The organism is Enterobacter sp. S-33 (genome assembly GCF_028735835.1).
Classification (GTDB): domain Bacteria; phylum Pseudomonadota; class Gammaproteobacteria; order Enterobacterales; family Enterobacteriaceae; genus Enterobacter; species Enterobacter vonholyi.
On sequence record NZ_CP117838.1, the window covers coordinates 1,943,968 to 1,956,781 of the forward strand.

At 57.8% G+C, this 12,814-nt stretch carries 13 protein-coding genes; 2 read left to right on the top strand and 11 right to left on the bottom strand.

The annotated features are described in order from the left end of the window. Positions 1-9: 9 nt before the first annotated feature. The 7 genes from rsxD to blr form a co-directional block, all read right to left on the bottom strand. The gene (gene rsxD, locus PUP35_RS09240) at positions 10-1,062 is read right to left on the bottom strand and encodes an electron transport complex subunit RsxD (RefSeq protein WP_274242924.1); all 1,053 of its coding nucleotides are present in this window, start codon (positions 1,060-1,062) and stop codon (positions 10-12) included. Next, positions 1,063-3,084, bottom strand: coding sequence for an electron transport complex subunit RsxC (gene rsxC, locus PUP35_RS09245; RefSeq protein ID WP_274242926.1), 2,022 nt, complete (start codon positions 3,082-3,084; stop codon positions 1,063-1,065). After that, positions 3,077-3,655, bottom strand: coding sequence for an electron transport complex subunit RsxB (gene rsxB / locus PUP35_RS09250; RefSeq protein WP_149366757.1), 579 nt, complete (start codon positions 3,653-3,655; stop codon positions 3,077-3,079). The genes rsxC and rsxB overlap by 8 nt, the downstream gene beginning before the upstream one ends. Next, complete coding sequence (gene rsxA / locus PUP35_RS09255) at positions 3,655-4,236, bottom strand: electron transport complex subunit RsxA (RefSeq protein ID WP_063438368.1); 582 nt, start codon at positions 4,234-4,236, stop codon at positions 3,655-3,657. The genes rsxB and rsxA overlap by 1 nt, the downstream gene beginning before the upstream one ends. A 76-nt stretch (positions 4,237-4,312) precedes the next feature. Continuing rightward, complete coding sequence (locus tag PUP35_RS09260) at positions 4,313-4,753, bottom strand: DUF2569 domain-containing protein (protein WP_274242932.1); 441 nt, start codon at positions 4,751-4,753, stop codon at positions 4,313-4,315. A gap of 86 nt (positions 4,754-4,839) precedes the next feature. Beyond that, a complete protein-coding gene (gene ydgT, locus PUP35_RS09265; RefSeq protein WP_013096896.1) occupies positions 4,840-5,055 on the bottom strand; it encodes a transcription modulator YdgT in 216 nt (71 codons plus the stop codon). 231 nt (positions 5,056-5,286) lie between these two features. Continuing rightward, a complete protein-coding gene (blr, locus tag PUP35_RS09270) occupies positions 5,287-5,412 on the bottom strand; it encodes a division septum protein Blr (protein WP_168112406.1) in 126 nt (41 codons plus the stop codon). A gap of 243 nt (positions 5,413-5,655) precedes the next feature. Between blr and PUP35_RS09275 the strand changes: the two genes are divergently transcribed. After that, complete coding sequence (locus PUP35_RS09275) at positions 5,656-6,696, top strand: oxidoreductase (protein ID WP_274242934.1); 1,041 nt, start codon at positions 5,656-5,658, stop codon at positions 6,694-6,696. 52 nt (positions 6,697-6,748) lie between these two features. On the opposite strand, the gene add is transcribed toward PUP35_RS09275, so the two are convergent. The 3 genes from add to malX all read right to left on the bottom strand — a co-directional run bounded on the left by add (position 6,749) and on the right by malX (position 10,660). Further along, on the bottom strand, positions 6,749-7,750 hold the full coding sequence (add, locus tag PUP35_RS09280) for an adenosine deaminase (protein WP_111965673.1): 1,002 nt from the start codon (positions 7,748-7,750) through the stop codon (positions 6,749-6,751). Between the two features lie 96 nt (positions 7,751-7,846). Beyond that, complete coding sequence (locus PUP35_RS09285) at positions 7,847-9,019, bottom strand: MalY/PatB family protein (RefSeq protein WP_274242936.1); 1,173 nt, start codon at positions 9,017-9,019, stop codon at positions 7,847-7,849. A 48-nt stretch (positions 9,020-9,067) separates the two neighbouring features. Next, positions 9,068-10,660 carry a maltose/glucose-specific PTS transporter subunit IIBC gene (gene malX, locus PUP35_RS09290; RefSeq protein WP_063621468.1) on the bottom strand — a complete coding sequence of 531 codons (1,593 nt, stop codon included), beginning with the start codon at positions 10,658-10,660 and terminating at the stop codon, positions 9,068-9,070. A gap of 178 nt (positions 10,661-10,838) precedes the next feature. On the opposite strand from malX, the gene PUP35_RS09295 reads away from it, so the two are divergent. Further along, positions 10,839-11,867, top strand: coding sequence for a Mal regulon transcriptional regulator MalI (locus tag PUP35_RS09295; protein ID WP_115874877.1), 1,029 nt, complete (start codon positions 10,839-10,841; stop codon positions 11,865-11,867). Between the two features lie 2 nt (positions 11,868-11,869). Here PUP35_RS09295 and PUP35_RS09300 read toward each other — a convergent pair whose 3' ends face one another. After that, the gene (locus PUP35_RS09300) at positions 11,870-12,766 is read right to left on the bottom strand and encodes a LysR family transcriptional regulator (protein WP_274242942.1); all 897 of its coding nucleotides are present in this window, start codon (positions 12,764-12,766) and stop codon (positions 11,870-11,872) included. Positions 12,767-12,814 lie beyond the last annotated feature (48 nt).

The window sequence follows — 12,814 nt, forward strand, 5'->3', positions numbered from 1 at the left end:
GCGAAACCCCTAGCGATGACCGTACACGCGAGGGCGCGTGTAGTAGTCGATGAGCGGAACGGTAATGTTGGCAAGCAGGACGGCAAAGGCCACACCGTCCGGGTACCCGCCAAAGCTGCGGATGAGCCAGACCAGCAGGCCCGCCAGCGCGCCGAAAATCAGGCGGCCGCGGTTAGTCGTTGACGCCGTCACCGGATCCGTCAGGATAAAGAAGGCTCCTAACATGGTGGCACCGGAGAGCAAATGCATCTGCGGGCTGGCCAGTGATTCAGGAGAGAATACCCATCCCAGCGTGGCGCAGACCGCCAGCGTCACGAGGAAGCTGACCGGAATATGCCAGCGGATGGCTTTCTGCTGCAGCAGGAACAGGCCGCCCAGCAGATACGCCAGGTTGACCCACTGCCAGCCCGCGCCCGCCAGCATGCCGCTGTAGATCGCGGACTTCATGATCTGCTCAACGCTGTGCCCGGCATGCAGGGATGTTTTAAAGGTATCGAGAGGCGTCGCCTGGCTGATACCGTCCACGCCCATGCGCAGGGCGTTCATATCCGCACCGAGTGCCGTATGGCCGGTAAAGATGACGTGCAGGGCATCCATAAAGCCCGGAACCGTGGCCGCAATCTCGTGCGGTGGCAGCCAGCTGGTCATCTGCACCGGGAAGGAGATCAGCAGCACCACGTAGCCAATCATCGCCGGGTTAAACGGGTTATGGCCCAGTCCACCATACAGCTGTTTGGCAATGATCACGGCAAACACGGTGCCGAGCACTACCATCCACCACGGGGCAAACGGCGGAATACTGATGGCGAGAAGCAGGCCGGTCAGCAGCGCGGAGTTGTCGGCAAGAATACGGGAGACAACCGCCTTGCGCAGCTTAAGGACAAGCGCTTCCGCCGCTAAGGCGCTGGCACAGCCCAGGATTATCTGGAACAGGGTTCCCCAGCCGAAAAACCAGCACTGAACGGCAATGCCCGGCAGCGCGGCCAGGCAGACCAGCATCATAATGCGCGACGTCTGGCGCTGATTGTGGGTGTAAGGGGAGCTTGCGATTCTGAAAACCATTTAATCCTCGTTAACTGCTTGCTGTGCGGCTTTCTTCGCCTGAACGCGCGCGATGGCGGCGGCCACGGCGGCTTTGCGCGGGTCATCGTTGGCGGCCTGCGGCTGCTCTTCCTGCTGCGCCGCCTTACGGGCTTTAGCCCGGGCAATCGCTGCTTCGACTGCGGCTTTACGCGGGTCGACCGGTGCTTCTGTTTCTGCAGCTGGCGTCTGCTGTGCCGCCTTGCGCGCTTTGGCCCGGGCAATCGCCGCTTCGACGGCCGCTTTGCGAGGGTCGACCGCTTCCTGCTCAACCACCACGTTCTGCTCGCCGGCTTTGCGCGCTTTGGCGCGGGCTATTGCTGCTTCAACTGCGGCTTTGCGCGGGTCAACCTCGGCATCCGTCTGGACCGTTTGCGCTTTTTCAGCCTGACGAGCGCGAGCCTGGGCTTTGCGAGCTTCACGCGCCGCGATGGCTTCACTGTTGTCAGGCTTCTCGCCGGCCGGGATCACCACAGGCTGCGCAGCTGTCGCTTTTTTCTCACGAACGCGCGCCAGTGCGGCGTTAATGGCATCCTGATCTTTCTCGCCGGGCTGAACCGCGGCCTGCTTATGGCGCTCCTGACGGGCGATTTTTTCGCGCTCCAGTCGCGCCTGGCGCGCTTCGAAACGTGCCTTAGCTTCCGCGGCGCGTTTTTCTTCCATGGAGATAGCATAAATCTCAGCCTTCTCCTGGCGGAAATACTGCACCAGCGGGATGTTGCTTGGGCAGACCCAGGCGCAGGCGCCGCATTCGATGCAGTCGGCCAGGTTATGGGCTTTTGCCTTGTCGTGCAGCTGCCCTTTGCTGTACCAGTACAGCTGCTGCGGAAGCAGATCCGCCGGGCAGGCATCGGCGCAGGCGCTGCAGCGGATGCAGCCTTTCTCTTCCTGCTCTTCGCCCATCTCGGTCGGGGAAGGGGCGAGCAGACAGTTGGTAATTTTCACTACAGGCACATCGAGCCACGGCAGGGTAAAGCCCATCAGCGGGCCTCCCATGATCACCATCTGGTCGCTGCCCGGGCAAAACTCAGCCTGCTCCAGCAGGTGACGCACCGGCGTACCCAGACGTGCCCAGACGTTGCCCGGACGAGAGACCGATTCCCCGGTCAGCGTTACCACGCGCTCGGTCAGCGGCTCGCCGTCGATCACCGCGCGCTTCACGGCGTACGCGGTGCCGACGTTCTGCATCAGCACGCCGATATCCGAAGAGCGTCCGCCGTGCGGCACCTGCTTGCCGGTGAGAATTTGCGTCAGCTGTTTAGCACCGCCAGAGGGGTACTTGGTCGGAATGACGCGCAGGCTGATATCGTGGCTACCGGCCAGCACGGCGCGCAGCATCGAGATAGCCTGCGGTTTATTGTCTTCGATACCGATCAGCACTTCCCGCGGCTGCAGAATGTGCGCCAGGATGCGGATGCCTTCCACCACCTGGGCGGCGCAGTCCTGCATCAGACGATCGTCAGCGGTAATGTACGGTTCGCATTCGGCGGCGTTGATAATCAGCGTCTGAATATTATCGCCACCGCCGCGCAGCTTGACGCCGGTCGGGAAGCCTGCGCCGCCGAGGCCGGCAACGCCGAACTGATGAATACGTTCGATGAGTGCTTCGCGGCTCTGGCTGCGGTAGTCGCTCCAGCCATCTCGGTCGATCCAGCGGTCTTCACCGTCGGCTTCAATAATCACGCCCAGCTCTGAAAGCGCTGACGGATGGGCCACCGTGTGGGGTGCGATGGCGACCACCTTACCGGAGGTGGGGGCGTGCACCGGCAGCATACGTCCGCGGCCAAAGGTCAGCGGCTGACCGCGAAGGACCGTATCGCCTTCTTTGACGCACAGCTCACCCTCAGCGCCGATGTGCTGCTTGAGCGGCATAACGAAACGGGTCGCCAGCGGAATTTGACGCAGCGGCGTGCCGCTAGACTGGGTTTTCATCTCCGGTGGGTGAATACCCCCGTCAAAATCCCAAATCTTCTCTTTTCTGAAAGCAGAAAATAACTTAAGCATGTTGTTCCACAGGAATATTGCGAACCGGAATGGTTTGAAGATCCCACTTCCAGCTTTCGGTAGTCGTTTCAACCGGGCGCAGCTCGATACATTGCGTCGGGCAGGGTGCTACGCAGAGGTTACAGCCGGTGCACAGGTCCGCCACCACGGTATGCATGGCGCGCGTTGCGCCAACAATGGCGTCGACCGGGCAGGCCTGAATACATTTGGTGCAGCCGATGCAGTTCGCTTCGTCGATCACGGCCAGCGCGCGGACCGGCTCCAGCACCTCCGCATCTCCGTCAACGGGCTGCGGATCAACGTTAAGCAGGGCCGCAATTTTCAACATCACCGCTTCGCCGCCGGGCGCACAGCGGTTAATTTTTTCACCCTGAATGCCTACCGCTTCCGCGTAGGGACGGCAGCCCGGGTAGCCGCACTGCCCGCACTGGCTTTGCGGCAGGAGCTCATCAATTTTCTCAACAACAGGATCGTCCTCTACCGCGAAGCGGCGGGAGGCGTAACCCAGGATAAGGCCAAACACCAACCCCAGAACGCTAATAGAGGCGATGGCAATCCAGATAGCACTCATTACAACTTCACCAGACCACTAAAGCCCATAAAGGCCAGAGACATTAAACCTGCGGTCACCAGCGCAATCGCGTTACCGCGGAAGGGGGCGGGGATATCCGCTGCCGCCAGACGCTCGCGAATCGACGCGAACAGAACCATAACAAATGAGAAACCGACTGCAGCGGAAAAACCGTACAGCGCCGACTGCATAAAGTTATGGCCAAGGTTGATATTCAGCAGCGCCACGCCGAGAACGGCGCAGTTGGTAGTAATCAGCGGCAGGAAGATACCCAGCAGGCGATAGAGCGCCGGGCTGGTTTTGCGCACCACCATTTCGGTAAATTGCACTACCACCGCGATAACCAGAATAAAGGCCAGCGTACGGAGATAGGTTAACCCCAGCGGAATGAGGATCCAGGTATCAATCCACCACGCGCAGATGGACGCCAGCGTCATGACGAAGGTCGTCGCCAGCCCCATGCCCATTGCCGTTTCCAGCTTTTTGGAAACGCCCATAAACGGACACAGGCCAAGGAACTTCACCAGAACGAAGTTGTTAACCAGCACGGTGCCGACAAAGAGCAGTAAGTAATCGGTCATTATTTAGCCTGAAATAAAAAAGCCGCCTATTATCGGACAAACACACGCAGGCGACAACAGGTTATCTGTAGGGTTATTACGGGTTCACGAAGGTGTTTTTCACCCGTGTCGAACGCTTGAAGTAGGGTACCAGCAGCGCCGCGGCCAGCAACGGGAAAAGCAGCTGACGAACGGCCAGCGCGTCTGAAACGGGCAAAAAAGCAAATGCCTTCACCGCCAGCAGGACCGAAACCAGCAGCCAGATAATGTAGTGCTTAGGCACATTCTTACGGCGCTTAAAGAAGGCGATGGTCAGCCACAGCGTGTAGTACCACATCCCGATCGCGAAAACGAATGACACAAACCACAAAGCAATATTCAGCACGTTTTGCGACATCAGGGTCTGAATGGCGTGAGGGGTAATCAGTGCGGTGGTATAAAGCAGCAGCGCAAGTGATGCGCTTAATAAGGCAACCAGCAGCCATGCCAGTGGGGCGATTAACCAGCCTCCAATGCGTTCTCCAGGCGTTGCGGTCATGAACTCTCCCATAATCTGCGCGAAATGTTGTACAGCCAGTTGGCTGGGCGGAGAGTATATAACATTTCGCGCGGATGGCTACTTTCTTATAAAACGTAGCGCCATACGGACTTAGGCACTTCACCCACGTTGAACAAACGACCGCCGGAAACCAGCTCCGCACGGCGATGGTCAGCGGCACGATACATATTAATGATGTCCTGATTATCAGACAGGGTGTAGTTCAGATGGTCAAACAGTTTTTCCAGGCTCTCAAGCGAATTGATCTTGCGAAATTTTAATAAATAGTCCTGAACTGTCATATTAATAAGTTTCCATATAAAAGTGAGTAATACCAGTTAAGGTAATTCGTTCGAATAATAAACGGATTAATAAAGACGTAAACAGCCCACTCAGGTAACGCGACGAAATTAGGAGTTTTCTTTGCTGAAATTCAGGCATCAGACGATGCCTGGAAGAGAAGGTTAACCGTGTTCACCGGGGCTGGCAATAAGTAACTGACATATTATGTCACTCTTTATTGCGGTAACCGGTTACTTAGGTTGGGCGACTGTGACAGGCTCCGGCGGCTGGTAGTTATCGATATGGCTGGCAACGCCCAGCAAAATGACCGAAACCCCAAGGACAATCCATCCCGCTAATTCAATGATTCGATTAATAATTGACGTCATGATTCGTAGTTGTACTTTATCCTTAAATACAGGGTGCAAATGTTACAGCGACGTTTCCCCGGCCGCAAGCGCTTTGGGAACGGTTCCCTTAAACAAAATCAGTAGGTTAATACTATGTAACAAAAACAACCCGTACGACCTGCTATTTTAAGTCATATGGCACATTATTAATCTGTGGTAATGCCAGGCTAGCCAGTGTGAAATAAGAACGTCATAAAAGAGGATGGCACTATGAGTGATAATATCCGCGTTGGGCTTATCGGCTACGGGTATGCAAGCAAAACGTTTCATGCGCCTCTGATAGCCGGGACGCCGGGGATGGCGCTGGCAGCGGTATCCAGCAGCGATGCCGCTAAAGTCCATACAGACTGGCCTTCCGTGCCGGTTGTCTCTGAGCCAAAACACCTTTTCAACGATCCGAATATTGATTTAATCGTTATCCCCACGCCGAACGACACCCACTTTCCACTGGCAAAGGCCGCGCTGGAAGCCGGCAAGCACGTGGTTGTCGATAAGCCCTTTACCGTTACGTTGTCTCAGGCGCGCGAGTTGGATGCGCTGGCAAAGAGCCTGGGTAGGTTGCTGTCGGTGTTCCATAACCGCCGCTGGGACAGCGACTTTTTAACGGTAAAAAGGCTTCTCAGTGAGGGCACATTAGGGGAGATCCTCTTTTTTGAATCGCACTTTGATCGCTTCCGTCCGCAGGTACGAAACCGCTGGCGCGAGCAGGCCGGTCCGGGCAGCGGCATCTGGTACGATTTAGCCCCGCATCTGCTGGATCAGGCCGTCAATCTTTTTGGTCTGCCGGTGAGCATGACGGTCGATCTGGCCCAGCTCAGGCCCGGAGCACAGACGACCGATTACTTCCACGCGGTGCTGAGTTACCCGCAGCGGCGGATTGTGCTCCACGGTACGATGGTCGCGGCCGCAGAGTCGGCCCGCTATATTATGCACGGCACGCGCGGGAGCTACGTGAAGTTTGGTCTCGATCCGCAGGAAGACCGGCTGAAAAGCGGTGAACGTTTACCGCAGGAAGACTGGGGCTATGATATGCGCGACGGCGTAGTGACGCGGGTGGAAGGCGAGGAGCTGGTCGAGGAGACCTTTCTGACGATACCGGGTAACTATCCGGCCTATTATGCGGGCATCCGCGATGCGCTGAACGGCACGGGAGAGAATCCGGTTCCGGCCAGCCAGGCGATGCAGATTATGGAGCTGATTGAGCTGGGTATTGAATCTGCCAAACATCGCGCGACGCTCTGTCTGGCATAATTTTAAATATTTTAGTAGGCCGGGTAAGCGTTAGCGCCACCCGGCAGCGGAGTTAACCGCGAGCCACTTTATCTTTCAGCGCCTGCTTCTCTGCAGGCGTCAGGAAGGCACTCTCCAGCCCGTTGATCTGCGCCTGACGGATCTGCTCGCGGCTCAGACCCGCCTGCGGTGCGGCGATGTTGTACTCATGGATGATATCCACCCCCTGTACCGCCGGATCGTCAGTGTTCAGAGAGGCCAGCACGCCGTGCTCAAGGAACGTTTTCAGCGGGTGCTGCGACAGCGATGCGACGGTGCTGGTCTGAATGTTAGACGTCAGGCACGACTCAATCCCGATACGCTGCTCCGCCAGGAAATCCATCAGGGCGCGATCTTCTACCGCCTTCACGCCGTGACCGATACGCTCGGCGCCCAGCTCGCGGATGGCCTGCCAGATGCTTTCCGGGCCAGCCGCTTCGCCCGCATGCACGGTAATGTGCCAGCCGGCATCGCGCGCGCGGTTGAAGTGGGAGAGGAACAGGCTGCCCGGGAAGCCCAGTTCGTCACCGGCGAGATCGACGGCGGTGATGGCATCGCGATGGGCCAGCAGCGCCTCCAGCTCCTGCAGGCAGGCGGCTTCACCGAACGTACGGCTCATGATGCCGATCAGGCGAGCCTGAACGTCGAAGGTTTTGCATCCTTCGCGCACGCCTTCAATGACGGCTTCCACGACGCCTGCAACGGGCAGGCTGTGGGTCATTGCCATATAGCCCGGCGAGAAGCGCAGCTCGACGTAGTGCAGGCCGTTGCGGGCGGCATCTTCGATGTTCTCAAACGCCACGCGGCGGCAGGCCTCCAGCGACGCCAGCATCTTCACACCCCAGTCGAGTTTGCTCAGGAAGCTGACCAGGTCCGGTTCATTAGAGGTCACCTGTACGTGAGGGATCAGGGACTCAAGGGTCTGAGCAGGAAGCGTTAAATTGAACTGGCGGCCAAGATCGAGGATGGTTTGGGCACGAATGTTACCGTCAAGGTGACGATGAATATCAGTTAAAGGCAGGCGTGTATCAATCATGGTCGCACTCTTTTCTGGTTAAAGTGCGCCATATTATAAAAACAAAACGGGGTAAAAAGCTATTTGCGCAAGGGAATATTCCGTTGCGCAAATTGATTACAGAAGCGTATCAATGCCGGCGATCAGGCGTTGAACCCCTTGCTCCAGCTTGCTTCGCGGGCAGCCCGCATTCAGGCGTACGAAGCCATTTCCCTCTTTTCCATAGGTGTATCCCGGCATGATGGCGACTTTTTGCTGCTCGATCAGCACTTTTTGCAGCGCCCGATCGTCAATGTTCAGCGGGCGCAGATCGATCCAGGCCAGATAGGTCGCTTCCGGCGGCTGCCAGTTTAGTTTCGGAAAAGCGCGGTTGAGTTCCTGTGCGATATACGACAAATTCCCTTCGAGATAATGGCGTAGCGCATCCAGCCACGGCGCTCCCTGCTGGTAGGCGGCGATATGCGCCGTCAGCGCCAGCACGGAAGGGGAAGAGAGTCCGTCCCGTCCTTTTAGCGCGCTGAGATAGCCGTTACGGCTCTCTTCATCGCCAATCATGCCGTAAGCGCCCGTCAGCGCTGGAATATTAAAGCTTTTCGAGCCGGAGGTGAGAAGCGCCCATTTCCCGCGCGCCACCGCGATCCACGGCGTGTGACGATGCTCTCCCCACACCATATCCATATGAATTTCATCGCTGATCACCGCCACGTCATAGCGTGCGCACAGTTCCGCCATGTGCGTCAGCTCATCCCGCGTCCAGACCTTGCCGGTCGGATTCTGCGGGCTGCACAGCAGTAAAATTTTGTTTTCCGGTTTCGCCAGCGCCGCTTCGAGGGCCGCCATATTGCCCTGCCAGCCTGCTGCCTGCTTTTCCATCTCAACCGCCACAACACGACGCGCGTTACCCTCTATGGCCTTATAAAACGCATCGTATGCCGGGGTGTGTACCACCACGCCGTCGCCGGGGTTTGACCAGAGGCGTATCAGTTCAGAGACCATGTAGATGACGGAGGGGCCATAAACCACGCTTTCGGTATCAATTCGACTGTTAAAACGCTGCTGGAACCAGTGCGCGACGGCGGCGAGAAATTCGTCGTTTTTCCAGCGGCTGTAACCGAACACGCCGTGATGAATGCGCTGATGCAGCGCGTCGGTAATGCAGGGGGCGGTGGCGAAATCCATATCCGAGATGGTGAAGGGCAGCAGATCCGCCGCCCCAAAGCGGTCGGCGACGTAGTCCCACTGCGTACACCAGGTGCCGTGTCGATCCACGACGGTGGAGAAATCAAACATGCTTTAATCCTTAACGTAAAACCCCCTCATGGAGAGGGGGCCGAGGCATCAGGCTTCTACTGTTCGCATCAGGGTAGCCAGCTCATCTTTGACTGACTGTACCTGCGGGCCGATAACCACCTGCAAATTGTGCTGATTTAACTGTACCACGCCGATGGCCCGGTTGGCTTTCAGGGCGTTGGTGTCCACTTTTGACATATCCGCCACCGACAAACGCAGGCGGGTAATGCAGTTATCCAGCGAGGTAATGTTATCCGCACCGCCCAGCGCTGCCAGAATTGCCGGGGTGTTATAGCCGGATTTGCCCACGGTACCGGCTACCGCCTGCTCAACGCTGGTGGCCGTATCGGTATCGCGGCCTGGCGTTTTCAGGTTAAAGCGGGTGATGGCGAAGCGGAAGATGCCGTAGTACACCACGAACCAGATCGCCGCCACGACCGGCACCAGATACCACTTGGTGGAGAGGCCGTGCAGGATCCCGAACACCACGAAGTCGATCACGTTGCCGTCGGTGTTGCCGATGGTAACGCCCAGCACCGCCATCACGGTAAAGCCCAGACCGGTCAGCACAGCGTGAATCAGATACAGCACCGGCGCAACGAACAGGAACAGGAACTCGATTGGCTCGGTGGTACCGCCCACGACGCAGGCAATCACACCGGAAATCAGCAGGCCTTTAATTTTATGACGGTTTTCCGGGCGTGCGCAGTGGTACATCGCCAGCGCGGCACCCGGCAGGCCGCCGAGGAAGGCCGGCATTTTACCTTGAGACAGGAAGCGGGTTGCGCTCTCGGAGAAGCCGTGGGTGGTCGGGCAGCTCAGCTGCGCCTGGAAGATGGTCAGCGCGCCGCTCACATCGTGACCGCACACCTCCATGGTGCCGCCCGCTTCGGTGAAGCGAATCAGAGCCACCAGGATATGCTGCAGGCCAAACGGCAGGAGCAGACGCTCGCCGGTACCGAAGATCATCGGACCGAAATCTCCCGCGCCGTTGATGATGCGGCCAATGCCGTTGATGCCCATCGCGAAGACCGGCCAGATCAGCGGAATGATCAGACCAAACAGGCCCATCACCACCAGGGTGATAATCGGCACAAATCGGGTACCGCCGAAGAAGGCCAGGGCATCCGGCAGACGGATATTGTGGAAGCGCTCGTGCAGCATCCAGATAATCACCCCGGCGATCACCGCCCCGAGGATCCCGGTATCAATAGACTGGATACCAATCACGCTCTGAATGTTGTTAGCTTTCAGCACGGCAGCGTCGGTGGTCGGCAGAATGCCTTTCGCGGTCAGCCAGAAGTTAACCGCGAGGTTCATCACCGCGTAACCCACAAAACCGGCAAACGCCGCGACGCCTTTGTTCTCGCGGGCCAGGCCCAGCGGGATAGCGATACAGAACATCACGGGAAGGAAACTAAATGCAAAGGAGCCGACTTTACTCATCCAGATAAAGATCGCCTGCAGCACGGGGGTGCCGAGGAACGGGATCAGCGTAATGACGTCTTTACTGCTGAGTGAACTGCCGATCCCCAGCATAATCCCGCAGAACGAGAGAAGTGCCACGGGCAGCATAAAGGTTTTACCCAGTTGCTGGAAAAATTCCCACAGCGATATTTTTTGTGCTGCTTTCGCCGTCATAAAACGACTCCTTTATTGTTAAAATCAGTTTGTCTGCCTCAATGCTGCGAGAAGATAAAACGTTTTATCAAAGTTTAGTGCGCGCTAAATCACATTCTCAGGCTTTGACTGGTAGTATAAAGATAACGTATTGATAAAACGTTTTACCGATCTCATTTTCAGGGAGTCACGCCAACACATGGCCGTAGCGAAAAAAGTCACCATCAACGATGTCGCGCTGGCGGCGGGGGTTTCCGTCAGCACCGTTTCTCTGGTACTGAGCGGAAAAGGGCGCATCTCTCCCGCGACCGGTCAGCGGGTGAACGAGGCGGTTGAACAGTTGGGCTTTGTGCGTAACCGCCAGGCGTCGGCGCTGCGCGGGGGGCAAAGCGGGGTGATTGGCCTGATCGTTCGTGACCTGACGTCACCGTTCTATGCGGAGTTGACGGCCGGGTTAACCGAAGCGCTTGAAGCGCAGGGGCGGATGGTCTTTCTGCTTCACGGCGGCCGCGAAGCCGATCAGCTGCTTTCCCGGCTCGATATGCTGCTGAACCAGGGGGTGGACGGGGTGATCGTCGCAGGGGCGTCGGGCGTGGGCAGCGAGCTGTGCGAGCGCGCCGCCGAAAAGGGCGTGCCGCTGGTGTTTGCTTCACGCGCCAGCTACCTCGATGAAGCCGATACGCTGCGTCCGGATAACATGCAGGCCGCGCAAATGCTGACCGAGCATCTTATTCGTCGCGGTCATCAGCGCATTGCCTGGCTGGGCGGGAAAAGCTCGTCCCTGACCCGCGCCGAGCGGGTCGGCGGCTACTGTGCGACGCTGATTAAATACGGCCTGCCGTTCCACAGCGAGTGGGTCGTGGAGTGTGAGTCCAGCCAGAAGATGGCGGCGGAAGCGATAGGCGCGCTGCTGCGAAGCAGCCCGACGATCAGCGCCGTGATTTGCTATAACGATGTGATCGCTATGGGGGCCTGGTTTGGCCTGATCCGCGCCGGGCGTCAGAGCGGCGAGGGCGGGGTGGAAACCTTCTTCGGCCACCAGGTGGCGCTGGGGGCGTTCGCCGACGTCGGTGAAAACGCGCTGGACGATCTGCCGATCGTCTGGGCCACTACCCCCGCGCGGGAGATGGGTTACACCCTGGCGGACAGAATCATGCAGCGTATCGAAAATACGGATGTGCAGGCCGGGCACCAGATTGTGGCGGCGCGTCTGGTGCCGGTAAAATAGTATCAGGTGAGTTGCGTTAGCGGATTGAGCAACAGTTCGGCTTCCAGTGCCTCCACAAATTTTCGTACTTTTGCCGGGATCAGCCTGGAGGTCGGATAAACCGCCCAAACGGCCAGCGATTCCGGCCGGGCATCCTCCAGGACGATCCGCTCGAGTTTACCCTCTCTGAAGGCCGGTTCTACGTACCAGCGAGATAAATTGGCGATGCCCAACCCTCCAAGGCAGGCTTCGAAAATGGCCTCAACAGAGTTCGCGGAGAATCGGCCCGAGACCTTTTGCCTGTAGCGCTGTTCGCCCTGTTCGAATGACCAGTGGACGGTATCTGACGTGGTCAGACAGCTATGTGCCGCCAGATCGTTAAACGATTTTGGATAGCCGTGTGCGACCAGATACGCCGGGCTGGCGCAAAGGTCTCGAGGGTTGTGACACAGGCGATGGGCAACCAGCCGGTTATCGCGCAGCGGCGCAATGCGTAACGCCACGTCTATGCCTTTACCGACAATATCCACCTTTTCGTCAGTGGCGAGTAAATCGACCTGCAGGGCGTGATGTTGCTGCATAAACCGGGTCAGCATGGGAGCAACGATCTTACGGCCAAACCCTGCTGAGGCGGTAATGCGCAGGCGTCCGGTAAGATGCGTCCCCTCGGGAAACAGATCGGCCAGCGCATTATTTTTATCTTCCAGCAGCGCCTGCGCATGGGGTAAAAAAACGTCCCCATCGCTGGTGGGTGAGAGGGAACGCGTGGTGCGGTGCACCAGCCTGACCCCCAGTTCCGCCTCAAGATTATTAAGAGACCGTGACGCCGCCATAGGGCTCACAGAGAGCCGACGCGCGGCGCCCGCCAGGCTACCCGCCTTGACGGCTTCGACAAACACTTCAACGTCTTCCAGCTTCATTGTATCGCTTTTCGTTATGCTGACCTATCAAAGTACATGTCTACATTA

Bases quoted from the DNA above. Each gene is read 5' to 3' on its own strand.
- rsxA (WP_063438368.1), bottom strand. From the start codon at position 4,236: ATGACCGATTACTTACTGCTCTTTGTCGGCACCGTGCTGGTTAACAAC.
- add (WP_111965673.1), bottom strand. From the start codon at position 7,750: ATGATTGATACACGCCTGCCTTTAACTGATATTCATCGTCACCTTGAC.
- PUP35_RS09300 (WP_274242942.1), bottom strand. From the start codon at position 12,766: ATGAAGCTGGAAGACGTTGAAGTGTTTGTCGAAGCCGTCAAGGCGGGT.
- rsxB (WP_149366757.1), bottom strand. From the start codon at position 3,655: ATGAGTGCTATCTGGATTGCCATCGCCTCTATTAGCGTTCTGGGGTTG.
- rsxC (WP_274242926.1), bottom strand. From the start codon at position 3,084: ATGCTTAAGTTATTTTCTGCTTTCAGAAAAGAGAAGATTTGGGATTTT.
- PUP35_RS09295 (WP_115874877.1), top strand. From the start codon at position 10,839: ATGGCCGTAGCGAAAAAAGTCACCATCAACGATGTCGCGCTGGCGGCG.
- ydgT (WP_013096896.1), bottom strand. From the start codon at position 5,055: ATGACAGTTCAGGACTATTTATTAAAATTTCGCAAGATCAATTCGCTT.
- PUP35_RS09260 (WP_274242932.1), bottom strand. From the start codon at position 4,753: ATGACCGCAACGCCTGGAGAACGCATTGGAGGCTGGTTAATCGCCCCA.
- PUP35_RS09285 (WP_274242936.1), bottom strand. From the start codon at position 9,019: ATGTTTGATTTCTCCACCGTCGTGGATCGACACGGCACCTGGTGTACG.
- malX (WP_063621468.1), bottom strand. From the start codon at position 10,660: ATGACGGCGAAAGCAGCACAAAAAATATCGCTGTGGGAATTTTTCCAG.
- PUP35_RS09275 (WP_274242934.1), top strand. From the start codon at position 5,656: ATGAGTGATAATATCCGCGTTGGGCTTATCGGCTACGGGTATGCAAGC.
- rsxD (WP_274242924.1), bottom strand. From the start codon at position 1,062: ATGGTTTTCAGAATCGCAAGCTCCCCTTACACCCACAATCAGCGCCAG.